The 23,039-nt window shown below is 47.1% G+C and carries 18 protein-coding genes; 6 read left to right on the top strand and 12 right to left on the bottom strand.

Features of this window, described 5'->3' with window-relative positions:
• Positions 1–12: 12 nt before the first annotated feature.
• Positions 13–759, top strand: coding sequence for an NADPH-dependent F420 reductase (locus L1278_RS10110; protein ID WP_253403497.1), 747 nt, complete (start codon positions 13–15; stop codon positions 757–759).
• Positions 760–980: 221 nt separating this feature from the next.
• Positions 981–1,994 carry an LLM class flavin-dependent oxidoreductase gene (locus L1278_RS10105; RefSeq protein ID WP_253403490.1) on the top strand — a complete coding sequence of 338 codons (1,014 nt, stop codon included), beginning with the start codon at positions 981–983 and terminating at the stop codon, positions 1,992–1,994.
• 266 nt (positions 1,995–2,260) lie between these two features.
• Here L1278_RS10105 and L1278_RS10100 read toward each other — a convergent pair whose 3' ends face one another.
• From L1278_RS10100 to L1278_RS10080, 5 genes are all read right to left on the bottom strand, one after another.
• Positions 2,261–4,105, bottom strand: coding sequence for a PLP-dependent transferase (locus tag L1278_RS10100; RefSeq protein ID WP_253403488.1), 1,845 nt, complete (start codon positions 4,103–4,105; stop codon positions 2,261–2,263).
• 165 nt (positions 4,106–4,270) lie between these two features.
• The gene (locus L1278_RS10095) at positions 4,271–4,432 is read right to left on the bottom strand and encodes a hypothetical protein (protein ID WP_253403486.1); all 162 of its coding nucleotides are present in this window, start codon (positions 4,430–4,432) and stop codon (positions 4,271–4,273) included.
• 474 nt (positions 4,433–4,906) lie between these two features.
• A complete protein-coding gene (locus L1278_RS10090) occupies positions 4,907–5,626 on the bottom strand; it encodes an ABC transporter ATP-binding protein (protein ID WP_253403485.1) in 720 nt (239 codons plus the stop codon).
• Between the two features lie 124 nt (positions 5,627–5,750).
• Positions 5,751–7,001 carry an efflux RND transporter periplasmic adaptor subunit gene (locus L1278_RS10085; protein ID WP_253403483.1) on the bottom strand — a complete coding sequence of 417 codons (1,251 nt, stop codon included), beginning with the start codon at positions 6,999–7,001 and terminating at the stop codon, positions 5,751–5,753.
• Positions 7,002–7,188: 187 nt separating this feature from the next.
• Positions 7,189–9,609 carry an ABC transporter permease gene (locus tag L1278_RS10080; protein ID WP_253403481.1) on the bottom strand — a complete coding sequence of 807 codons (2,421 nt, stop codon included), beginning with the start codon at positions 9,607–9,609 and terminating at the stop codon, positions 7,189–7,191.
• 288 nt (positions 9,610–9,897) lie between these two features.
• Here L1278_RS10080 and L1278_RS10075 point away from each other — a divergent pair, with 288 nt between their 5' ends.
• A complete protein-coding gene (locus L1278_RS10075) occupies positions 9,898–11,256 on the top strand; it encodes a sigma-54 dependent transcriptional regulator (protein ID WP_253403479.1) in 1,359 nt (452 codons plus the stop codon).
• Positions 11,246–12,598 (top strand): PAS domain-containing sensor histidine kinase, encoded by a 1,353-nt coding sequence (locus L1278_RS10070; protein ID WP_253403477.1) that lies wholly within the window; start codon positions 11,246–11,248, stop codon positions 12,596–12,598. The genes L1278_RS10075 and L1278_RS10070 overlap by 11 nt, the downstream gene beginning before the upstream one ends.
• A 102-nt stretch (positions 12,599–12,700) precedes the next feature.
• Here L1278_RS10070 and L1278_RS10065 read toward each other — a convergent pair whose 3' ends face one another.
• The 3 genes from L1278_RS10065 to L1278_RS10055 form a co-directional block, all read right to left on the bottom strand.
• A complete protein-coding gene (locus tag L1278_RS10065) occupies positions 12,701–13,030 on the bottom strand; it encodes a hypothetical protein (protein ID WP_253403476.1) in 330 nt (109 codons plus the stop codon).
• Between the two features lie 867 nt (positions 13,031–13,897).
• A complete protein-coding gene (locus L1278_RS10060) occupies positions 13,898–14,287 on the bottom strand; it encodes a DUF2255 family protein (protein WP_253403468.1) in 390 nt (129 codons plus the stop codon).
• Between the two features lie 17 nt (positions 14,288–14,304).
• Complete coding sequence (locus L1278_RS10055; protein ID WP_253403466.1) at positions 14,305–15,510, bottom strand: serine hydrolase; 1,206 nt, start codon at positions 15,508–15,510, stop codon at positions 14,305–14,307.
• Positions 15,511–15,657: 147 nt separating this feature from the next.
• Between L1278_RS10055 and L1278_RS10050 the strand changes: the two genes are divergently transcribed.
• Together L1278_RS10050 and L1278_RS10045 are read left to right on the top strand one after the other, a co-directional pair.
• On the top strand, positions 15,658–16,377 hold the full coding sequence (locus tag L1278_RS10050) for a protein-L-isoaspartate(D-aspartate) O-methyltransferase (protein WP_253403464.1): 720 nt from the start codon (positions 15,658–15,660) through the stop codon (positions 16,375–16,377).
• A gap of 175 nt (positions 16,378–16,552) precedes the next feature.
• Positions 16,553–17,434, top strand: coding sequence for a DUF3078 domain-containing protein (locus tag L1278_RS10045; RefSeq protein WP_253403462.1), 882 nt, complete (start codon positions 16,553–16,555; stop codon positions 17,432–17,434).
• A 108-nt stretch (positions 17,435–17,542) separates the two neighbouring features.
• Here L1278_RS10045 and L1278_RS10040 read toward each other — a convergent pair whose 3' ends face one another.
• The 4 genes from L1278_RS10040 to L1278_RS10025 form a co-directional block, all read right to left on the bottom strand.
• On the bottom strand, positions 17,543–17,941 hold the full coding sequence (locus tag L1278_RS10040; RefSeq protein WP_253403460.1) for a DUF983 domain-containing protein: 399 nt from the start codon (positions 17,939–17,941) through the stop codon (positions 17,543–17,545).
• An 86-nt stretch (positions 17,942–18,027) separates the two neighbouring features.
• Positions 18,028–20,457 (bottom strand): TonB-dependent receptor, encoded by a 2,430-nt coding sequence (locus tag L1278_RS10035; RefSeq protein WP_253403452.1) that lies wholly within the window; start codon positions 20,455–20,457, stop codon positions 18,028–18,030.
• A 158-nt stretch (positions 20,458–20,615) separates the two neighbouring features.
• Positions 20,616–21,362, bottom strand: coding sequence for a DUF72 domain-containing protein (locus L1278_RS10030; RefSeq protein ID WP_253403450.1), 747 nt, complete (start codon positions 21,360–21,362; stop codon positions 20,616–20,618).
• Between the two features lie 9 nt (positions 21,363–21,371).
• Positions 21,372–23,027: a trypsin-like peptidase domain-containing protein gene (locus tag L1278_RS10025; protein ID WP_253403448.1), complete on the bottom strand. Its 1,656-nt coding sequence runs from the start codon at positions 23,025–23,027 to the stop codon at positions 21,372–21,374.
• Positions 23,028–23,039: the final 12 nt, after the last annotated feature.

Here is a 23,039-nt window from a genome sequence, read left to right as displayed (position 1 = left end):
AAGATATACGATATGAAAATAGGAATAATCGGCACAGGTGCCATCGGAAGTACGATAGCCAGTAACCTCTCTGCTGCAGGGCATCAGGTAAAGGTTACAAACACCCGGGATATGGCCACACTTAAAGAAATAGCTACTAGTTTAGGTGCAGAAGCGGCTACCATTAATGATGTGGTAAAAGACGTAGATGTAGTCATTTTCTCTATCCCTTTCAAGGCTTACAAGGATCTTCCGGAGAATATATTGCAGGATGTACCAAAAGAGGTTATTATTATGGACACTTCCAACTATTACCCATTCCGTGATGGCGAGCTTGCTGGCTTAGAAGGTAAGACAGAAAGTGAGTACATTTCTGAAATCCTGGGAAAACCTGTTATCAAAGTGTTCAACAATATTTTGGAATACACCTTGAAGCACAAAGGCAAAGTTTCCGGTGAGGAAGGTAGAATAGCTATATCGGTCGCTGGCGATACCGAGGCACATAAAAAAGTAGCCGCTCAGCTGGTTGACGCGCTGGGGTTTGATACCGTGGATGCAGGCAGTTTAGTCGAATCCTGGAGACAGGAACCGGGAACTCCTGCTTATTGTACTGAACTAAATGCAGTAGAACTTAAGCAAGCGCTTGCTGCAGCCGAAAAAGGGAAAGGTCCTGCAGCCAGGGATGCTGTAATGCTGAAATTTCAGAGTTTAACGACGTTTCCTTCTCATGAAGAAATGGTTGCTATCAATCGTTCGGTTGCCGCTGGAAACCTGCAGTAGATTTATTTGTTTTTGTACAAGTCTGAAGAGCTACTATCAGCATCTTTGTGTTGCTCTAAAGTGCTGATAATAGCTATTTCAGTAAGCATACCGAACTCCTACTGAACCTGGAGGCCACGTGGAAAGCCCCAAGAGTAGACATAATTTATCAACTAGCTGGTTAGTAAATAGCTATGCCCGGTTAAGAGGAACTAATAAGAACTAAGATAGCATTGAATACGATGGATCATAAAGAAATAGCCTATTCCATTTTAGAACTTGCCATTGTTTCGCAGGGGGAGACCATGCAGCAGACCCTGCATAATTCCTTGGCATTGGCTAAAGAAGCGGAAGCGCATAACTATAAGCGCATCTGGTTTGCCGAGCATCATAACTCAGATAATATTGGCAGTAGCGCCACATCACTGCTCATGGGTTACGTGGCTGAAAACACAACAACCATCAGGGTGGGTTCAGGCGGTGTGATGCTTCCTAATCATTCGCCTTTAATTATAGCCGAACAGTTTGGGACGTTAGCGCACTTATATCCGGGTCGTATTGATTTGGGTCTTGGAAGGGCTCCTGGTACAGACCAGGCAACTGCCCGTGCTATCCGGTCGGACTTTATGGAGGCTGCCCATTCTTTCCCCCGTGAAATAGAAAAAATCCAGCAGTATTTTTCCGTAGAAAATAAAACGGCCAACGTAAGGGCGCCTATTGCAGAAGGTACAGATGTTCCGCTGTATGTATTGGGCTCGACTACCGATAGTTCACATATAGCAGCTGAAAAGGGATTGCCTTATGCTTTCGCCAGTCATTTTGCATCCACGCATTTACACAATGCCCTGCGAATCTATGAACAGGAGTTTAAGCCTTCCGGGTTTTTAGAAAAGCCCTATACCATCGCCGGGATGAATGTTCTGGTTGCCGATACTGATGAGGAGGCCGAAAAGCTATTCACGTCACTTATTCGAATGTTTGTGGGGGTGTTAACCGGGTCCCGAGACCCATTACAGCCACCAACTGAAATGACTGAAGAGTTGAAAGGAGTATTGCAGCATCCAACATTACAGCAAATGCTCCGGTATTCTTTTGTAGGTAGCAAGCAAACAGTAAAAACGCAAATTCAGGAATTTCTGGATGAAACGGGAGTGGATGAATTGATAACTGTATCCACCATGTACGATATAAATGACCGCCTGAAATCTACCAGACTCTTTGCAGAAATTATGACGGAGCTAAATGAAAACAGGTAAGAAGCGGAAAACATTATCTATTAACCTTTTAGAAAAGAATGGGCTGTTGTATTACTGAGTTAAAGCTTTAATCAAAACAATTACCACTGCCCCTATTATCCCCCCAGAAAATCACTTAAGGAGGTAAGATTGTTGTTGATAATGTTCGATAATTCAATCCTATGGACTATAAAAAGCCGGTTCATGTATACCTGAACCGGCTTTTTTATGCTCTCCGGTTATTCTTAATCTGCTTCACTACTCTTCCATCTGCTGATCACCAGCGCTTAAATTTGCTCAACAAAATCTAGAAAGACTTTTTTATGCAGTTCAAGATCCAAATTAGGAGATAGTGAGACACGGGCAATATAATCTTTGTCGTCTTCTTTCGTAGTTCCTTGTGTGGATGTGGCGGGTATCGTCCAGTAACATCCTTTCAACTGCCCATAGCTCACACAGTATTTACTTTCGTGAGGAATTTTTTCGATCATTAAATTGATCAATTTTAAATTTAACGCCCTTTTGTAAGATTCCCTTTCTTCATCCGTCTCCCCTTTTGTAGGAAGATCCAGTGAAAATACGGATGGCGTAAATCCTTCTTTAGCCAGCTCATCTGAAACAAAATTGATTTTTGCCGCTGGTAAAACCTCTTTGATATAATTTACATACGCTCGTGTGTTCTTATAAGCATCAGCTATCCGTTGATTCATGGAAGGCAGTTGCTCTGCCAGTATCTCCATCTGAAGATCTGTCGCCTCGTTGTCGCAAAGGATTAAGTGCTGTTCTATTTTTTCCATCAAAGCTTCTGCCTTTGTGTTTGCTACACAGTAGCCGGCAGTAACTTTTCCGCCACTCGGAAATTTCGATCCGCTAGCGTATGAAATGGTCCTGATTGTGGAGAGGATGCTGTCCTCACTTGCGAATTGTACATTCGGGCAAAATGTCTGATCCAGGATAAAAACCGGATCAATAGCAACTTCACCGGTTGCGGTTTTACGCTCTTTACCTAAAACATCTCTTAATTTAGCAAGATCAGGAACTTCGACCCTTGGGTTTGTTGGAATTTCAGCGATGATGTAAGGGACAGCATCCAGGCTGGCAATTTTATCAAGCACAGTATCGATGCTTTGAACCATGTCATTCTCACCATCAACAAGTAAGTCCACTATTTCGACATTATCCAAACAAGCAGCTACCCGTCTGGCCTGGTCGTTTGTTCCACCATAGCAATTGGGAGGAACAATAAATTTGATCGCCTTCCCTTTATGATTTTCCAGGGCCTCGTGCACCAGCCCCATCATGATCGCATACTGCATAGACAGCCCGGATGAAGCAACCAACGCCTTTGATTTGGTTCCGGTGATCTTTCTAATTGAAGCTAAGACACGCGCTTTGTTGATCTCGACGTCACGCTGCTCATGATCGGAAGATGGTTTCCCTACCAGTTGCTGCAAGGCAGAAAGACAATCGGCCGGGGTCATGGCAATGGTCTCTCTTCTGCGCACATGCTGAATTTCGGAGATATAGCCATCGTTTTGTTCACCATTTACCAATAAGATACTTCCAAATCGAGAATGAACCTGAATGAAAAAGTTAATATTCGGGTTACGATCAACATTACTAATTTCATCTTCTTGTGAAACGAAAATAGTACTGCCGTTAAATTCAGAGACCTCTTCTACTTTCTCAACATGCTTTACGTCAAATTTATACCCGTAAACACGCTTTAGCACTTCAGCATCGAAAGCGTCCGGTAACCCACCGGTATAAACGATTTGGGTGTGCTTATGATCCAGCAGGTTTTTTCTCAGAACAGCTAAGATTGGAGCCGTCTTCGATGAAAAACTGATTACATTTTCTGGCTTTAAATTATTCAGCTTAGCAATAGTCCATTCCAGTACCGAAGATAGTGGATGGCCTAACCGAATGTAATCGAAAGCTGTGGGCAATGCGTTGAGAGCTGATGTTTCAGAATTACCGTCTTTAAATAAGCTTTCAAACTGCTCTAAGAATTGGGTTTTGGCTAATTGTTCATTATAAATATCCAAGCGATGGGTCGTTAACTTCAACCAGTCAGCTGGCCTGTTTTCTATGACATCTTGTATATAATTAAGCACTTTATTTCCTTCCATAATTTTCCTCTTGAGATAAGCTTATAATATACAAAGTAGAAGAAAATATAACTTCCTGCCTAGTTTTAATATGGCGAATAGGTTACTAAGCCAACAAACTATTTATTCAGGCGCTCTCTACATAAAGGGGAGCATTCGCATGATTCTCAAAAGGAAGGGACAAGTTTAGTCTTCGGTTGAGGGTAGCTGATCAATTTTATTATCATGTTTAGAGGCATCGCGTTTAGCCTTTTTTGCCGCGACTTTAAGAGACTCCTGATGTTTTTTCCTCTCCAGGAATTCTTTCTGGCGCTGCTTTTTCTGTTGGTCTCTTGCTCTGGTACTCATAAGCTAATTTTATTTTACAGTATCTAATTTTTAACCCTGCTGAGTCTTAATTCCTATTTTATTCTTTTGTATACGCTTAAGCGAAATTAAATTATTTTCTGAATTATACCTTAGCAGTGCCACTCCGCATTTTGTGATCTTCTTCAGAGCGCAAAACTAGAAGCAAAAAAGCAGACTCAGAAGAAAGACAACTACCAGTTACTGAAAATTTCAGTTGTCACCAGGTTTCTTATACCTGATGCAATCATATCAAAGCTGATGGTGCCCAAATACAGGACACTATGCCAGTAGCTAAACCAATTATATTGATGGCAGCATGTACTTTGGTGTGTTACATGTTACGCCGGAAGTTGAGCAAGTAGCTTTCTAGCTAAGTTCAGAAAATATAAATAACAATAGTGTTGCACGAACAGGGTAATATGATCCGGGAGACAGGACGAAAGGTATGAGTATTCTACACTTTATACTAATTGTTTAAAGTAGCTCTGTCGCATGCTTTCTTGCGTTCAGGTTCTCGGTTACAACCTGGCCATCAAACAGATTAATTATGCGGTGCGCATATTCTGCATCGGAAGGCGAGTGTGTCACCATCACAACGGTGGTACCTTGTTCATTTAATTCGGAAAGCAGCGCCATTACTTCACGGCCATGCACCGAATCCAAATTACCTGTTGGTTCATCGGCAAGTATAAGGCTTGGATTGGACACCGTGGCGCGTGCAATAGCTACCCGTTGCTGTTGACCACCGGATAACTGTTGGGGGAAGTGTGAGCGGCGGTGCGCTATACCCATGCGTTCCATGGCTTCTGTTACACGTCGCTCTGTTTCAGATTTGGAGACTCCCAGGTATACCAAAGGTAGGCCAATATTTTCTTCCACAGTCAGCTCGTCAATCAGGTTAAAGCTTTGGAAAACGAAGCCCAGGTGCTGCTTTCTGATTTTAGCTCTTTGGCGCTCACTTGCTTCACCAATTTCCTGACCAGAGAACCGTAAGCTACCGGATGTGGGGTTATCCAATAGACCAATTATATTTAACAAGGTGGATTTGCCACAACCCGATGGTCCCATAATAGCAACGAACTCCCCTTTTACAATTCGCAAATTAACACCGGCCAGAGCAGTAGTTTCCACTGTGTCCGTAACATACTTCTTCTGAAGATTCTCAGTCTCAATGATTAGTTCTTCGTTACTCATGTTGGTGGGTTATTAAATGTTATTAATTCTTTTTTCGGGCCGAATGCCATGGTACAAGTCCTGAAGGTTAGAATTGATCTTCCATCTTTCAGCCAGACTTATACCTGCAACATCCCCTTTCTTATCACTTCAATTCAAGCCTGTCTATGTCGCCGTAACTTTCATAAGAGGACAGCACTACTTTTTCGCCGGGTTGCAAGCCATCTATTACCTCGTAGTACTGCGGGTTCTGTCGTCCAAGCTTGATGGGACGCTTCACAGCAAAATCTCCGGAATCATCTACAACAAATATCCAATTACCGCCCGTGCTTTGATAGAACCCCCCGCGCGGTATTAAGACTGCCTTGGCTCCATCGTTCAGGTTAAGTTTTAGCTGTAATGTCTGCCCACGGCGTATACCTTGAGGGGCACCATTCAGAAATTCCATATCCACTCTGAAAGTATTGTTCTGCACTTCAGGAAACAGCTTCGCCACTTTCACCTGATGTGATGTACCATTAAAATCGAAGGTGCCTGTGAGGCCGGGGAAAATGCGAGAAATATAATGCTGGTCGACGCTGGCATTTACTTTATACCCATTCAGGTCATCTATCTGGCCGATGTTCTCTCCCGGCGATTTGGACTCCCCTACTTCTGCTCTTAAGGTGGAAAGCTGACCGGCAATAGGTGCAATCACATATAGATTATTGAGGGTGCCTCTGGCCATGTTAATGTTTGCCGTCATTCTCCTGATGGACTCATCCAGCTGGCGCAGACGCTCTCTCATCAGTTGCGTGTCCTGTTTCACGGAGCGGTCTGCCAGCGCGCGGCGCTTGTTCTGGTACTCATACAGGTCTTTAGATGCTTCGTACTCTTCCTGCGAAATTACTTTCTCAGCAATCAGGAGCTTATTCCTGTTGAACGTCCTTTCTGCCAGGGCTAAGTTGTATTCAATTTCGGCTAGTTCGTTCTGCTTCCGGATCAGATCCTGCTTCATAGAGATTTCAGAATTCTGGCGCTCGTTCATCAGGTCGTAGAGCTGTGTTTCACGCGTCATGAAATCTATTTGCAAGGTAGTGTTGGAAAGTTTTAGAATAGTATCACCTTTCTCTACCATGCGACCGTCATCTGTATAAATCTTCTCCACGCGGCCGCCTTCCGTTATGTCAAGGAAAAAAGACTTGAGTGGCTCTACTGTTCCGTCAATGGCTATGAAATCCTGAAACAACCCACTTTGTGCCATTCCAATGGTAACACGGCTGGTATCTACATTTAATTTTGAGGTATGATCTGCGAAAAGCAGGTTGTAAAGCACAGTTATCAACACAAGCGAAACACCAGCTATTAAAGCAATTTTTTTAGGGGTGAATTTCTTTTTCTCTAAAACGCGGTCCATGGTAAACGGCTTGGTTAATCGTGTTGGTTCTGCTCTGCCAATTAATATGCCACAACAAATAAGTATCTTATTATCAATTGATTGACAACAATAATAGTAAACACTGGTAGGTATAGTGTGCGTTACCGTACAGTAGAGTGTCTGCTACCGTACAACTCTAAAATCAATACAGAAGGTTAGCCTATACCTAATCTACCCTCAAGTTCTTTACCGGATCAGAGGTTGCCGCTTTGATAGCCTGCATACTGATGGTCACAAATGCCAGTAATGCTGCTACGATTCCGGCTACCAGGAATATCCAGACAGGTATATCAATGCGGTAGGCAAAATCCTGTAGCCAATTCTGCATCGCATACCAGGCAATCGGAAAAGCAATGAGAGCGGCCACAACTACCAGCTTCAGAAAATCTTTGGATAGCAAAACAACGATGGACGACGTTTCAGCGCCTAGTACCTTCCGGATGCCTATTTCTTTCTTTCGACGCTCTGCAGCATATGCAGCCAAACCAAACAGACCCAGGCAGGCGACGAAAATGGCGATGGCTGTAAAAATGGTCAGCAGTGACTTCAGCTTATCTTCTGCTTTATACATTTTCTCAAAGTTATCATCCATAAAAATGTATTCCATGGGGTAATCGGGCGAGAATTTATCCCAGACACTCTGGACATGCTCGATAGAACCTGCCACATTTTCAGTATCCATTTTTACGGCTACTTTCACGTAAGCTCCAGGGTATATTTGCAGTACCGTTGGGTCTACTTTATCATACAAACTCTTAAAATGGAAGTCTTTTACAACACCGATTACTTTTCCCTCCCTTAAAGAATCTTGATTATCCCAGGTTGGCCACAGCAATGTTTGCCCCAAAGCTTTTTCCGGCGTTTCGAAGCCTAGTTCTCGTACGGCCGTTTCGTTTATCATAAAAGCCTGATCAGCATCTGTTTTAAAGTCCTTTGAGAAAGGCCTGCCGGCAACCAGTTTTATATCCAGAGTGTTGATATAGTTGAAATCGACCATCAACAGCGTCGTAGCATGCCGGACCTGCTCTCCGTTTCGAGGCACAATCACGCCATCACCTGCCGTCGCATCACCCGGGAAACCGTAGCCCATCGAAACGTCCTTTATACCTGCCCCTTTCAGTAACTCGCTTTTAAACGTTTCATGATTGGTAAACATATTATCTCCCCGCATCTGGAAAAACATGATCTGCTCCCTGTTAAAACCCAGGTCCTTGTTGTGCAGGTAACCTACCTGCTTATAGACGATACTGGCACTTATGATGAGAAAAATAGACAAGGCAAACTGTACCACAATTAACCCATGGCGCAACCACTGGATTCTTCCTACTTTACTGTCAACCACAACGGCGCTTTTTAAAACTGTTACAGGTTTAAAACCAGACAAAATCATTGCAGGATAAAGCCCGGCCAGAATACCAACCACTAGTGTCAGGCCAATCAACAGTAAAAGCAGAGATGGGTTTGTGAATACGTTGAACTCCATTTCCTTACCCGTGAAGGCATTTAGCGAAGGCAGAAGCAAGGAAGTAAGTGCAGCAGAACAGATGACACTGATAAGGGTCAGCAGAACTGTTTCGCTGAGGAACTGTAACATTAGCTGGCCCCGGCTGGCACCAATGGCTTTTCGTACACCCACTTCTTTGGCCCGCTGCAAAGACTTGGCCGTGGCCAGGTTCACAAAATTAAAACAGGCAATAAGTAAGATAAAGATGGCGATGACACTCAATGCCTTCACATAAGTGATGTTGCCCTTGATCGCCTGATCAAACTTAAAGCCTGCAGAATACAGGTATACCTCGTTCAGGGGTTGTAAGAACGGCAGGTATTTATGTGGCTGGTTCGTATCCTCATCAATTTGCTTTGCTACTATACCTCTGAATTTTGATTGCGCCAACTGTGGGTCAGCTCCCTTTTTCAACTTTACATAGGTATAAAACTGCTGCCATCCCCAGGATTTCATTCGCTCGGCGGGTAACTCCGCTGCTGCCATCGGAAGCACAAAGTTGACAGGTAAGTGGAATCTTTCCGTGGTACTAAAAACGCCCCTTACTATAAAGGGCTCTTTGTCTATGGACACTTTCTTACCGATAGGGTCCATGTCTCCGAACAACCGCTCGGAAAACGCATCAGAAATAACGATGGAGGAGGGATCTGCCAGGGCTTTTTCGGGAGAACCATACTTGAAGGGAAGCTGAAATACCTCGAAGAACTCCGGATCGGTAAAGAAACGTCCTTTTTCATAAATACTCTTCTCTCCCACCTCTACCAGGTTGTTTGCATCAAACTGCAGCATCAGTATGCGTACAACTTTCTCAACTTCCGGTATGCTTTCCTCCAAAGTGGTTCCGAACATGGGTGGTACAACCGCCAAAACAGAACCTGCTTCCTGGGCTGAGATATCATTGTACACACGGTATACCTGATCCCCTTCCGGAAGAAATTTATCGTATTGCAGTTCATCGTGTACAAACAAACCGATCAGCAGACAAGCAGTTAAACCTAAAGCCAATCCGGCAATGTTAATAATGGTAAAGCCCTTGTGGCGAAACAGGTTCCTGTAAGCAGTTTTGAAATAGTTTCTGAACATACGTTGATGGCTTAGCAGTTCTTGGGTTCGTTTATAATTTTCGTAGCGCCGGACTCAGGCAAACTGACATTATCAGAAGCAATGCCAAAACCACATATACCTCATAATCAACACATTAATTAAAATTACAGAACAGTACCGTGCAGAATCGTGCGCCAAGTGTGCGATAACGTACATGTCGCAGAGAGTTAAATGCTGATACTGCTTCTAAATCAGCGTATTGTATAAATGGCATAATTGTAGTTTATTCCGTTACTATATACTTTTCCATTGCTATACCTTGCGCTTATGCAATTAAAGAAAGCTTCTATTCTGGTGGTTGATGACGACACGGATGTATTAACCGCTGTCCGGTTGCTGCTAAGGCCGGAGGTAAGGGAGATTGTCACTGAAAAAAACCCCGAGCATATCCCATCCATCCTTAAGGAAAAGTCATTCGACCTTATCCTGCTGGACATGAACTTTGTCAGTTCCATCAATACCGGAAACGAGGGGTTATTCTGGCTAAAAAAGATAAAGGAGCTGACACCTGACACAGCAGTCATCATGATCACGGCTTACGGCGACATCGACCTGGCCATACGCTCGCTGAAGGAAGGCGCCTTTGACTTTGTAGTTAAACCATGGGTCAATGAAAAACTGATCGGTACCATTCAGGCGGCCATTTCCGCTAAAGCTAACGGCACCAAAGCAGCTGGTTTTGTGCCTTCTTCTACAGTACCCGGCTTTGATTTGCTCGGCGAATCAGAAGTCATGCAGGCGATCTTTACCAAAATAAGTAAGGTGGCTCCGACGGATGCCAACATTTTAATACTGGGCGAGAACGGGACAGGCAAAGAACTGGTGGCTAAAGCCATTCACCAGCATTCGCTTCGTGCCGATAAGCCTTTTGTAAAAGTTGATGTAGGGGCGCTGACGGAATCACTTTTTGAATCGGAGCTGTTCGGACACAAAAAAGGCGCTTTTACAGATGCGAAAGAAGATCGGGCCGGCAGGTTTGAAACTGCAAAAGGCGGAACAATCTTTTTGGATGAAATAGGCAATATATCCCTGCACCAACAGTCTAAACTGCTCAGTGTGTTGCAGAACAGGCAGGTGATCCGGGTGGGCACCAATGAACCAATCGACATAGATGTTCGCCTGCTTTGCGCAACCAATATGCCGCTGGCTGATCTGGCAAACAACGCGCATTTCCGGAAAGACCTTATCTATCGCATCAACACCGTGGAAATAACGATTCCGCCACTGCGCAAACGCGGGAGCGACATCATTTTGCTGGCAAAGCATTTTATGAAAGTGTACGCCGGGAAATACATGAAACCAACGCTTGAACTGTCTAAACCAGCACAGGAAAAGCTGCTGCGTTACCATTACCCAGGCAACGTGCGGGAACTTCAGTATGCTATTGAACGGGCCGTGATCATGGCTGACAGCGCATTGTTATCTGCAGAAGACATTCTTTTCTCACCAATCGAGGCCGCCCCTCTTATGGAAGACACTGTAGCCGAAACAAATCTGGAAGAACTGGAAAAAACTACGATCAACCGCGTGTTGGAGCGGCATGGTGGCAACATGACAAAAGCTGCTAAAGAATTGGGTATAACGCGCACCGCTCTCTATCGCCGACTGAATAAGTATGAGCTTTAACAGTTACGAATCAAAGCTTTCCCTGCGGGTAGCACTCTTAGTGATTACCCTGAGTTTACCGGCTTTATTGCTTCTAAAGCAGTGGACAGAGGCGCTTGTATTTATACTTCCTGTTATCATTTTCCAGGTATACGAGCTGATTCAGTTTCACAAACGGGCACAAGCAGAATTTCAGCAATTCATTCAATCCATCCATTACCGAGATTTCTCTATTTTTTTCGATGAGAACCATGCCTCTTCAGACCTGAAGATACTCAGGCATGGGTTCAATGAAATCAGTTCTACTTTCAAATCAATCAGCCTCGAAAAACAAACGCAGTATCAGAACCTGCAGAAAATAACCGAGCTAATAGATACCGGCATTATGACGTATGCGCTTGGTAGTGGTGAAATTTTGCTGATGAACGAATCCCTTAAAAATCTGCTTCACGTGCCTCACATGAAATCAGTACATGCGCTCGAGAAAAGGGATTTGGGCTTATACCTGGAAGTGCAGCAATTGCAACCCGGACAAACCAAAATAGCCACCGCCCATACAGCTCAGCGAGACAAAAGAACAATAAAAGTGCTCCTTTCCGCCGCTACCTTCCAGAATGAAGGGATACAGTATAAACTGGTAGCTTTTCAGAATATAAATGAAGCCCTGGACGAAACAGAATCACAGGCGTGGCAAAAGCTTCTGAACGTGATGACGCATGAAATCATGAATTCAGTGGCACCAATATCTTCACTGGCTGATACCCTGAAAAACCGGTTGCAGCATTCTATTGCCACCGGCATCAACCAGGATGACGTGGAAGACCTTGAAATAGGTATAAGCACGATTAAACGCAGAAGTGAAGGCCTCCTGAGATTCGCTGAAACGTACAGAAACCTGAATAAAATAACCACGCTGAATTTAGATAAGGTATATGTTCGGGAGCTGTTTTCGAACCTTTCCCGACTAATGCAACCCACGCTCGCTCAAAAAAACATCAGCCTGGAAATCAATTTAAAAGATCAGGATTTAGCCCTTCAGGCAGACCCTAACCTGCTGGACCAGGCGCTTATAAATTTGGTTGTAAACGCTATCGATGCCGTGAAAGACAGTATAGACCCTATGATCACTTTATCAGCTTTGAAGGCTTCGAATGGAAAGGTTGTGATAAGGGTATCCGATAATGGAAAAGGCATGTCAGAGGAAGTTCAGGAGAAAATTTTTATTCCTTTCTTCAGTACCCGAAAACAAGGTAGCGGCATCGGCCTAAGTTTGTGCAAGCAGATCGTCATGCTACATAACGGCACCATTCAGGTACAGTCTGAAGAAGGAGAAGGCACCGTATTTATACTTCGTTTTGGATAAGTTAAGCCCGCAGACACACCCAGAGTAACTGCCACATAGGTATGCGCCACGCAGTGGGTGTTAAACGAGTTGGAGCTGATTTGGAACAACATAAAGAGCAGATTAAAGCTCCCCTTGGTAACCTAACCCCACCAGGGTATGAAAGGCAATATTCGGTACCTGTGCAGAACCTCCTCCCAATAAAGAGAACTGCGCCCAGGCTGCTGTCAGTTTTGCTTCCGGCCGGATAAACCAATGCTCCGTAATTTTCAGTTTAGGGCTAAAGGCGGCTTGAAAACATACACCTGAAATATGATAACCACCCCCTAATAAGCTGTTCACCGGATTGATCGGCTTCCCTCTTACGTTCCCTTCCGGGTGGCCCACCACTATACCTAAGCCAAGCTTAAAAAGAGAAGGGTTATACCTATATGGCAGGTCTCTGCTTACCATGGCCATGTTATACCCGTGCGAAACCTCAAAGTGTTCTATTTCGGGTGGAGGATTTTGAAGGTATAGTTTATGGTGAATTAACTCCAGTGACCATTGCTGAAAGCCCAACCGGTATGCATAATATGGAGAACCTTTCCATGGTCTAGTACGGTAGCGGGCCTTAAAAGCAATGTCATTCTCACCAGGTTGTTTTATTTTTAATTGAATGGGTAAATTCCAGTCTGTGCCGGCAAACACTTCACCTGAAAGTACTTGAGCACCGCATTCAGATATAGGTACCATGTAAAGCAGAAGTGACAGACAGAACAAGTAACTGAAAACCTCCCTCCTTCTCATCAGCAAATAAAGTAAAGTGCAGCACTACATTTCTAACGAAGTGTGGTCACTACAGTTACTTAGCGCATCATTCTGAAATAGCTGGGAGCGTATGACGGATCGGAAGAATTAACTGTTTCACTATTGTCCTGGCGATTTTTCCATTGTCAACCTCGATGAGCGGTCTTTTGGAAGCCGAGACAGCTGATCAACACCATCTACTTCCAGGCTTTTCCTAATTTATTTCACACCTTCTGGTACAGAAGGGGTAGAAGTGACTGAATTAAAAGGAAGGGTTGATGAGGGATAAATACTGTTGGTAGACCCGATAGCTGACTTACCAAATTCTAGCGATATACGAGCCCTCCGTCAATGAGAGGCGCCTGTCCGACCAATCTGCTTTTGGGAAATTTTTTAAAAGGAAAAGTGGAGTTTTGCCCAGGCAGTTCAGGAAAGAAATGGAGATTTTTTAAATTCCTAAGCACGATGTGGTCTTTGTTGCTACCTGCCTGTGCAGTCAGATTCTTAATTTGTAAACCTACTGATAACCAGCTAAACTGACAAACCCTCAAAAATAAACTCCATCGTATAGAAGTGGTATTCGGGCTGGGTTATACCGGCTACATAAGGCAGGTTATGCTCCTGGGTATACTTGGCTTTGTAGGCATCGTCGATTAGCAGGTTCAGATCGGTGTATTTCGTCTGCTCTCCTCGTACGTTCAGCAAGCTTTGGCCATACTGGATCTGCCCCACACCCTCTTCTATAAAAGCTGTAAACCAGCTTTTATTACTCTTGGACCAGCTACGAGCGAAAACTCTTCCCGCCACTTCGACCATCCAGATATTGAGAAAAGTTTCGCGCGTTACCCCACCCTTTATACCTACGAGGGTAGAAAGGCACAGATAGTCGATAAAATCAGTTGGAAATTGCTTTTGCTTCATTAGAGGTTTACATACTACTACCGGGCGCTTGCCACCTGCCCTTGCCTTTTCTCGTTTTTAGGGCGGGCCGGATACATGAAGTTTCGCACGTCTTTCATGTAGTTCAGGCTACCGTTGGTCAGGTTGCTGAGCACAATGATGGAACTGTGGTCGTTGGGGTTACGCAGGAAGTAGGTGTTGAAGCCATGCCACAGACCACCGTGGTACACGACCGTATCGCCGCTTTCCAACTGCTTGATCCGCCAGCCGTAGCCGTAGGATTCATCCCTTTTATTCACTTTGCCGGTCGGCGAGAAGGCCTCTTCAAGCGTTTCGCGCTTCACCAGCTTTTGGGTATAGAGCGCCTGGTCCCACTTGTACAGGTCCTCCACAGTCGAGTACATGCCTTTATCACCCAGCACGGTATCCTGGTAGTCGGGCTGGCGTTTGCGCCGACCGCCGATGTGGCCAGAAGCCACCTTACCAGTTTGGGCAACCAGTTCATGGTTAAAGGTATAAGTGCTGTTCATTTTGAGCGGTTCAAAAATATGCTCGCGCATAAATTCAGCAAAAGGCTGTCCCGAGGCTTTCTCCACGACGGAGGCCAGCAGCGCGTACCCCGTGTTACTGTAACTGAAGGTGCGGTCAGGCCGGTAGTAGATCCTGGGTTTATGCACAGCCATCATGCTCAGCACATCGTCGTTGCTCAGATCCACCTTGCGGTCGGGCCATAGTTCATCACTAAAATAGGTATAGTTAGGCAGACCGGAACGGTGTGTGAGCAGTTGCCTGATGGTAATGCCACGGTAAGGGAAGTCGGAGATGTATACCTGCAGACTGTCGTCGTAGCTCAGTTTGCCCTGCTCCTTCAGCATCATAATGGCTACGGCCGTGAACTGCTTCGAAACGGAGGCGAGTTGAAATACGGTCTGGGTGCTCAAGGTGTCCTTGGTCTTGAAATCAGCATAGCCAAAAGCGCCGCGATAAATGATCTGGTCATATTTGGTCACAAGCACAGTACCGTTGAAGCCCTTTCTTTTGTGCAACTGTGTAAAAAGGGAATCTACCTGCTTGCCAAGTGTGGTGGCGACTGTAGGCGTAAAGGTTTCGGGCGCCTCTACGTGCAGTTCACAGTCCTCCTCAACGATAAGCTCTTCATTTTGAGAGCAAGCACTGAAAGACAAAAAAAAAGCGCACGCCACTGCGCCCCGGATTAAAAGCGACTGAATGTTACTAAATGCCATACCTGAAATATACCAACAAGGGAAATGAGCTTTAAATATAAAAGAAGAGATCGGTTTTCCCTGCAACCTTGCCTAAAGAAATTTGTATTTACCCGGCAACAGGCCCATAACATAATCTATAGGCAGAAGTATAAATAACTATACCTGTTGCTAAAATTAAAGAAGACCATGCTGATGCCGGTTTACATACTGCTTTCCTTTCTGCTGTCAACAACTCCAGTGCAGGAAGACGCTTACAAAGCGCAGCGTGAACAAATGGTGGAGCAACAGATCAAGCGACGGGGCGTTAGCGACAAAGCAGTATTAAACGCTATGCGCTCCGTCCAGCGGCATCTCTTTGTCCCTCCCTCCATCGCTAACGAAGCCTATACTGACAGCGCTTTGCCCATTGGGTATAAACAAACGATTTCACAGCCTTACATGGTGGCCTACATGACCCAGGTGATTGAGCCCACACCCGATATGAAAGTGCTGGAGATCGGGACCGGATCGGGCTACCAGGCTGCCGTGCTAGCTGAGATCGTGAAGCAGGTATACACCATCGAGATCATTCCGGAACATGGAAAAATGGCCGCAGCACGACTTAAGCAACTGGGCTATGATAACGTGGAAGTAAAAATCGGCGACGGCTACGCGGGGTGGAAGGAGCATGCACCTTTCGATGCGATCGTGGTAACGGCTGGCGCCGAGTCTGTCCCCCCTCCGCTGTTTGAGCAGCTAAAGGAGGGCGGCCGTATGGTGATCCCTGTCGGGCCGGTATACATGAACCAAACACTCAAACTGATCGAAAAAAAACGCGGCGAAGCCGTCACTCGAAACTTAATGCCCGTGGTGTTTGTGCCTTTCACCAGGGAAAAACAGAAATAGCGTATACTTATCCGAAAAATAAACGGCCCCCCCATAGGGAGCTGCCAAATCTTAAAAAATCATACCTATACCTGCAAAATTGCGTAAGCGCTATATAGCAACTCAAAAGCATAGCTCTATACCTATGTCAATTGCGTTTTCTATTCAAAATCATTTCATACATCAAAGCTTACACATGCAGAAAATTCTACTTTCCTTCCTGATCATTTTACTCACTGTGTCTTCAGCAACGGCACAGGTCGAGCCCGACACCACTTGGCGTCGCAGCTTTGCGGGTGGTATAAACCTCAACCAGGCTGCTTTTAGCGACAACTGGAAAGCGGGCGGCATCAGCTCCATCGCCTTTAACGCCAACGTGGATGCTCACGCGGATTACAAACTGGGCAAAACTTCCTGGGACAATGCCGTGCAGCTACAGTATGGCATGCTCAAAAATAAGGGAGAAGAACAGCGCAAGAGCATCGACCGTATCTTTCTCGATTCCAAGTATGGCTACGCGATCTCCTCTGACTGGAATACTTTTGTGTCGGCAAACTTTCTGTCGCAGTTTACCAAAGGCTATGAGTACGATGTGGATGCTGACGGTACCGACCGCTTGATCTCCAACTTCCTGTCACCGGGTTTTCTGACCTTTGCATTAGGAGCTGAGTATAAACCAAACCCTTACTTCTCGCTCCGCCTAAGCCCTTTTGCGCCCCGCTTCACGTTTCTGGCAGATGATAATGTGGCAGCGAATGAGCGCTACGGCGTACCGGAAGGCAAGAGCGTGCGTACGGAATGGCTCGCCGCCATGGTGCAGGCAAGCTACAACCGCGACATCTTCACGAACGTCAACCTGAGGCTGAACTACATGTCCTATATCAATTACAAGGAGCTGTCTGGTAAGCGCATCGATCACATGTTCAACTCCGTGTTGACAGCCAAGGTAAACCGCTACATCAACGTCAACCTGATGGCGAACTTCATTTATGACTACGATCAGGACAGTGCTGTGCAGTATAATCAGTCGCTGGGTCTGGGCATCCTCTATACCATGCAGGGCTTTACTGTAAACTAATCCACCAGTCCAATAAACAGTGAGAGCACCCTGTTATTTCCGGGGTGCTCTCACTTATTTAAAAAGTATAGATAATCAAATTTGCTGTTTGTCCCTGGGTTGACAGGTTTATGAATGCACCTTTTTAGGTATTTCACTGCAGGGGCCTTCGTAGCGCACGAAGATGTGAATGTAGAGCGATCGCGACCATCTGAAAATAACAGGCAACAGGCCGACCACCACAGCAGCTACCACCCCGATCATCATGGCCATCGTGATTTCCTTTACAAACAGGGACAGGATAAGGAGCGATACAACGAAGATGGCCACATTAAAACCGAAGCTCACATACATGGCGCCATAATAAAAACCGGGCTCTGGTTCAAACTCCTGTCCGCAGCAGGGGCAGTTCTCGTGCATGTCGGCAAATTTGGTGGTATAGAGGCCACCCTTGAACATTTTGCCCTCACGGCAGCGTGGGCATCGGTTAAAGAATATGCTGTATAAAGCGGATTTTTTCTGGCTCATGCTGGTTCCTTGTCTGATGTAACAACCTTCTGCCCAAAGGTACGAAATTTAGAAGGAAAGCGCACCAGCGAGCCGGATTTCCGACTTTAGAACTCCACAATAAACCCAAGAGTAGGCACCAGGTTACCATCGTCGTTTTTGAGGATGACAGGTATAGCATTGCCTCCATCCAGTCGCAGTGGATTGCCGTCGGTAGTAGCAAAGCCGGTGTTCTCCTCATTGCGCTGGAAGGTATAGCGGTCATATCCGGGGGTATTGCTGCCCAGCACATTGGCTATATCCAGAAACAGGTCCAGAGTGATGCGGTTGAAATTCCACTTCTTGTCGATGCGTACATCCAGCTGGCTGAATGGCCGCAAACGATCGGTGTTGAGGCGGGTATAGTCGAGTATACCTACGCCCAGGGAGGCATAGTTGCGCTGCGAAGCCTCCAGATCGAAAGGTGTGGCAGGTGCGCCACCGGCGTAGCGGTATTTGGCACCAAACTCCCAATTGCGTGGCAGTTTCTTGCCCAGCAAACCAGAGGCAAGATGGCGGTAGTCCCAGGCGCTGGACACATAACGGCCGTCGGTACCGGCAAACTCACTGACCACATAGGTATAGGAAAGCACACCGAATACCGTTCCTGTCAGCTTTTTCTGCACATAAAACTCAGCTCCGTAGGCCCTGCCCTTTCCGGTAGTGCTTACCGCTTCGTTGCCAATAGAGCCAAAGTCTCCTCCCTGGTTGGCCAGCGAAATGCCGTCGCGCAAAGAAACCGGATAGTTGTTATAGTCTTTGTAAAAACCCTCTACGGTAAAGCGCAGATCTTCGCGTGTCAGAAACTCAGTTCCAAGCACATAGTGGATCGATTGAATGTAATCAGCAGAACGGTTGAGGAAGTCATTGTTTTCCTGATAACCCAGCACAGTATAGGTAGGCAGTTTGTAATAAGTGCCCCACGAGCCGTTGATGGTCCATTTATCGGTGAGCAGGTATGAGGCTGACAGGCGCGGCGAAAGTGTTTTCAAGGGGTTGCGCCCCTCGTCGGTAAAGGAGTTCATGTCGGTGCGCAGGCCAAACGACAGACCAAGACGGTTGTTCAGTACCGAGCGCGACACCTGCCCAAAAGCGCCATAACGGAAAAAATCGAGATTGGTATCGTAGTTAATCGTAACAGCGGGCTCCACCAGATTGCCATTCTCATCACGCACCTCGTTGCGGATCAAACTGAAGATGTCGTTGGTGAACTGCACATACTGCCCTGACACTCCGTAGGCATACTTGAAGCCGTTCTGGTACTTGTTTACATCCAGCCGCAGTTTGTTCTCGGTTTCACGTGAATTTGATTGGAGGGTAGGTTGCGGAGTGCCTCCCTCCTTTGCCGCCTCCGTTTTCTCCAGATCAATATTAAAAGCATTTCGGCTCAGGGCTAGGTTTACGTAGCCATCATTCACGAGTCGCTTCATCGCGACGCCGGTTGTGTAATTCCATTGGTTGTTGGAAGGTATAGAGCGCAGGATGTACTCGCTTTCAGGCGTGCTTTTGCGCGGCACCCCAAAGGCAAACTCGTCAATCGCTCCCACCCCGATAAAGGAAAGTGAAGTTTTGTTGTCGATCTTATGGTCTACTTTGTACTGGAAATCCCAGTAATTAGGCCGGATGGGTAAGTCAAGCAACTTAAACAGAAACTGCAGATAGCTGCGGCGGGCCGACACTAAATAAGTGGTCTTAGGGGAAATCGGTCCTTCCAGCGTGGCCGCGAACTCCGAACCGCTCAGGCGCACGTTGCCCGAAAAACGCTCTGGGTTGCCATAGCGCTGTCTGAACTCAAACACCGAGGCCAGCGCATTATCGTAACGGGCGTCGAAGGCGGAAGAACTCACTTTCAGATCCTCGATAAACGACACGTTCAGTATACCTGTCGCGCCGCCAGCACTGCCTTGCGTGGTGAAGTGGTTGATGAGTGGGATTTCGATACCGTCCAGGTAATATACATTTTCGCTCGGTGCGCCGCCCCGTATGATCAGGTCGTTGCGACTGCCACCGCCTGTGCCGCTGGTGGCCACACCCGGCAACACCTGCACCACTTTCGAGATGTCGAAATTACCACCCGGGTTGCTGCGGATCTCCTCTGTGCTCAGGCTCTGCACCGACAGCGGCGTCACGATATCGGCGATGGCTGCGCTCTGCCGGCGCCGCGCTACCACTTGCACCTCCCCCAACTGACTCGATGCCGGTACCAGTTCAAAGTTGATGATCTGGGCATTGCCCGAGGTTACGTTCACATTGAATTTACTCAGCTGCTGATAGCCAATATAAGAGCTCTGCAAGGTATAGCTTCCCAACGGAATGTTATCGATCCGGTAGGCGCCATTCTCATTGGTAACAGTGCCCAATTGTGCACCCACTACCTGCACCGAAACCCCGATCAGGGCCTCATTGGTATTGGCATCGCGCACAATACCTGTTATCACTCCCGATTGTGCAAAGCTGAGTGTAGGTATAAAAAGTAAGAAGAATAAAAATAAACGCATGGCTGATTAAACTACATGATATCGCAGGTATTACACACTTGCACCTGAAATGTTTTGAAAACACTATATATTTTTAGTGACTAGATTCTCAAGGCTTTACACCCCAATACAAGCCATTGATGTCTAAACACTTAGCGTTTATTCTTGCCCTCGAAAAATCACAGTTCGGTCACAAATTCCCGTAGCCTGTCTGCATTGAGCACGGCATTGCCCAGGATAGTGTTATTAAAGAAAACCCATACTTCCCTGCCGTCTTCCAGCCAGTCTTTCACCATGTAGGCGTAGCGTTCCAACTTCTCGTCGGAGTAGGACGAGGCATACATTTTCTCATCGCCATGCAGCCGCAGGTATACCAGATCGGTAGTCGTGACTTCGGTGCCCGGAAATCGCTTCCCGGCATTGGCGATGACGGTGGTGATGTTGAACTCGCGCATCAGCTCAAAAGACTCCTCTGTAAACCAAGACACATGCCGGGCCTCCAGCGCAAAGGTCTGATTCGGGTATAGCTCTCGCAAAGTACGGTAAAAATCGCCCGCTATACCTTTGTCGAAGCGGAAACTGCCCGCGATCTGCACCAGCACCGGCCCCAGCTGCTCGCCAATCAGCAAGTAGCGCGACATGAACTTTTGCAGCGGCTCCTCTATATCCTGAAACTTGCGCCTGTGCGTGATCTCCTGGTTGAGTTTGGGAGCAAACTTAAAATGCGGTGGCGTCTGGGCAAGCCACTTCTCAATGGTTTTGGCCATGGTGAAGTGGTAGAAGCTGCTGTTGATCTCTGTGCAGTTAAAGCGGGTGGCGTAATGGCTCAGAAAGTCCGCCGACTTCAATTCGGGTGGGTAGAGCACTTCCCGCCAGCGGTAGCTCCAGCCCGAAGTGCCGATGTATAGCTTACTTAAATCTGTCATGCAGCCACCTTATGCACCCAGCGGGAAGTTAAACACAAAGGCCGTTCCGTCTGGCGTAATGCCATCCAGCCGCACCATGCCGCTTCGGGAGGCTGCCAGCGATTTGCTGATGTCAGCCAGGCTACTGACAGGGCGGCCATTCACGCGCGCGATCACAGTACCCTCCGGTATACCTGCCGAATCGAAGAAGCCGCCGGGCTCCACCTTTGTGACGTATACGCCTTCGCTCAGGCGGTACTGCTGCTTCATGCGGTCCGTGAGCGGGGCGAAACTGGCTCCCAGCCTGGCTTCCAGTCCTTTGGCACCGCTTTCGGTCACTGTATCTTCTTCCTCACCCTGTAAGGTAACGGTGGCTTTGCGCTGCTTGCCATCCCGCAGCAGGTTCAGTTCCACTTTGTCGCCGGGGTAGTAGCGGGCAATGCGCTCGGAGAGCTCTGCCGAAGTGTTCACGTCGATGCCGTCTATACCTTGAATAATGTCACCTTCCTTCAGACCGGCCTTTTCGGCACCACTGCCGGGCTGCACGCCCATCACGTACACGCCGCTTACCTTACCCGGGTCGATGCCGCGTGAACGCAACAGCTGGTCTTCCACAGCCGGCACCGGGAAGCTCACACCCAGAAAACCGCGACGCACCCGTCCGAATTTGCGGATATCGCCCACCACTTTCTGCATCAGATTGACAGGTATAGCAAAGCCATAGCCGGCGTAGCTGCCCGTTTGGGAGGCAATGGCCGTATTAATGCCCACCAGTTGGCCGGAAGTGTTCACCAGCGCGCCACCCGAGTTGCCCGGGTTGATGGCTGCATCCGTCTGGATAAAAGACTCAATGGCGGTGTTGGCCGCCTGCGCCGGATCGACATAGCCACCCTGGCTTGGTCGGTTCAGGATGCCGATGCTCCTGCCCTTGGCGCTGACAATACCGGCAGTTACCGTAGAGTTGAGCGTAAGCGGATAGCCCACCGCCAGCACCCACTCTCCTACCTGCACCTTGTCGGAATCGCCCAGCGGCACCACCGGCAGGTCCTCTCCCTCCACTTTCAGCAGGGCCAGGTCCGTGCTGGGGTCTGTACCGATCAGCTTCGCCTGGAAAGAACGCCGGTCGGGCAGCACCGCTATGATACCGGATGCCCCTTCTATCACGTGGTTGTTGGTAGCGATGTAGCCGTCTTTGGAGATCAGCACCCCCGAGCCCGAGCCCCGTACCGGCGTACCCTGTTGGGGCATCCCTAACATCTCGTATATCGGGTTACGGCTGGTTTGCCCAGCTTCGTATTCGGTTTTGATGTGCACCACAGCAGGCGTCACGCTGGCTGCGGCCTGCACAAAGTCCGGGTTGCCTGCCGAAGAGGCCGCCGGTAGGGCGGTTGCATTAGGATTGTTGTTGAAGTTTGCATTTTGCGCAGCATCGCCCTCGAAGAATTTATACCCCACAATAGCGAGGACGGCGGACAGGATGGCAATTAGAAAGGTGCCGACAGCTTTTCCCATATAATTTGATGTTTTACCACTTGCTTTACCGATTATCATACGACCGGGTTGGCTGAAAGGCAGGTTAGAGTTCATAATGTTTTGTTTAATAGCTACATGAAGGATGGCCCGGGCTATACCTGAAACGAATCCGGCACCCGCACTCTTTACTATGTACTCTTTAAAAAAGCGCATGGTTTACAACTT

Origin of the sequence: Pontibacter sp. HSC-36F09 (assembly GCF_024171605.1) — a bacterium.
Classification (GTDB): Bacteria; Bacteroidota; Bacteroidia; order Cytophagales; family Hymenobacteraceae; genus Pontibacter.
This window is presented reverse-complemented; position numbering and strand designations above follow the sequence as displayed.

What these genes read in the sequence shown, in the direction of transcription:
- L1278_RS10095 (WP_253403486.1), bottom strand. Translation starts at nt 4,432, where the DNA reads ATGAGTACCAGAGCAAGAGACCAACAGAAAAAGCAGCGCCAGAAAGAA.
- L1278_RS10110 (WP_253403497.1), top strand. Translation starts at nt 13, where the DNA reads ATGAAAATAGGAATAATCGGCACAGGTGCCATCGGAAGTACGATAGCC.
- L1278_RS10085 (WP_253403483.1), bottom strand. Translation starts at nt 7,001, where the DNA reads ATGGACCGCGTTTTAGAGAAAAAGAAATTCACCCCTAAAAAAATTGCT.
- L1278_RS10080 (WP_253403481.1), bottom strand. Translation starts at nt 9,609, where the DNA reads ATGTTCAGAAACTATTTCAAAACTGCTTACAGGAACCTGTTTCGCCAC.
- L1278_RS10055 (WP_253403466.1), bottom strand. Translation starts at nt 15,510, where the DNA reads ATGGCATTTAGTAACATTCAGTCGCTTTTAATCCGGGGCGCAGTGGCG.
- L1278_RS10060 (WP_253403468.1), bottom strand. Translation starts at nt 14,287, where the DNA reads ATGAAGCAAAAGCAATTTCCAACTGATTTTATCGACTATCTGTGCCTT.
- L1278_RS10035 (WP_253403452.1), bottom strand. Translation starts at nt 20,457, where the DNA reads ATGCGTTTATTTTTATTCTTCTTACTTTTTATACCTACACTCAGCTTT.
- L1278_RS10075 (WP_253403479.1), top strand. Translation starts at nt 9,898, where the DNA reads ATGCAATTAAAGAAAGCTTCTATTCTGGTGGTTGATGACGACACGGAT.
- L1278_RS10100 (WP_253403488.1), bottom strand. Translation starts at nt 4,105, where the DNA reads ATGGAAGGAAATAAAGTGCTTAATTATATACAAGATGTCATAGAAAAC.
- L1278_RS10030 (WP_253403450.1), bottom strand. Translation starts at nt 21,362, where the DNA reads ATGACAGATTTAAGTAAGCTATACATCGGCACTTCGGGCTGGAGCTAC.
- L1278_RS10025 (WP_253403448.1), bottom strand. Translation starts at nt 23,027, where the DNA reads ATGCGCTTTTTTAAAGAGTACATAGTAAAGAGTGCGGGTGCCGGATTC.
- L1278_RS10065 (WP_253403476.1), bottom strand. Translation starts at nt 13,030, where the DNA reads ATGGTAAGCAGAGACCTGCCATATAGGTATAACCCTTCTCTTTTTAAG.
- L1278_RS10070 (WP_253403477.1), top strand. Translation starts at nt 11,246, where the DNA reads ATGAGCTTTAACAGTTACGAATCAAAGCTTTCCCTGCGGGTAGCACTC.
- L1278_RS10040 (WP_253403460.1), bottom strand. Translation starts at nt 17,941, where the DNA reads ATGAGCCAGAAAAAATCCGCTTTATACAGCATATTCTTTAACCGATGC.
- L1278_RS10090 (WP_253403485.1), bottom strand. Translation starts at nt 5,626, where the DNA reads ATGAGTAACGAAGAACTAATCATTGAGACTGAGAATCTTCAGAAGAAG.
- L1278_RS10105 (WP_253403490.1), top strand. Translation starts at nt 981, where the DNA reads ATGGATCATAAAGAAATAGCCTATTCCATTTTAGAACTTGCCATTGTT.
- L1278_RS10045 (WP_253403462.1), top strand. Translation starts at nt 16,553, where the DNA reads ATGCAGAAAATTCTACTTTCCTTCCTGATCATTTTACTCACTGTGTCT.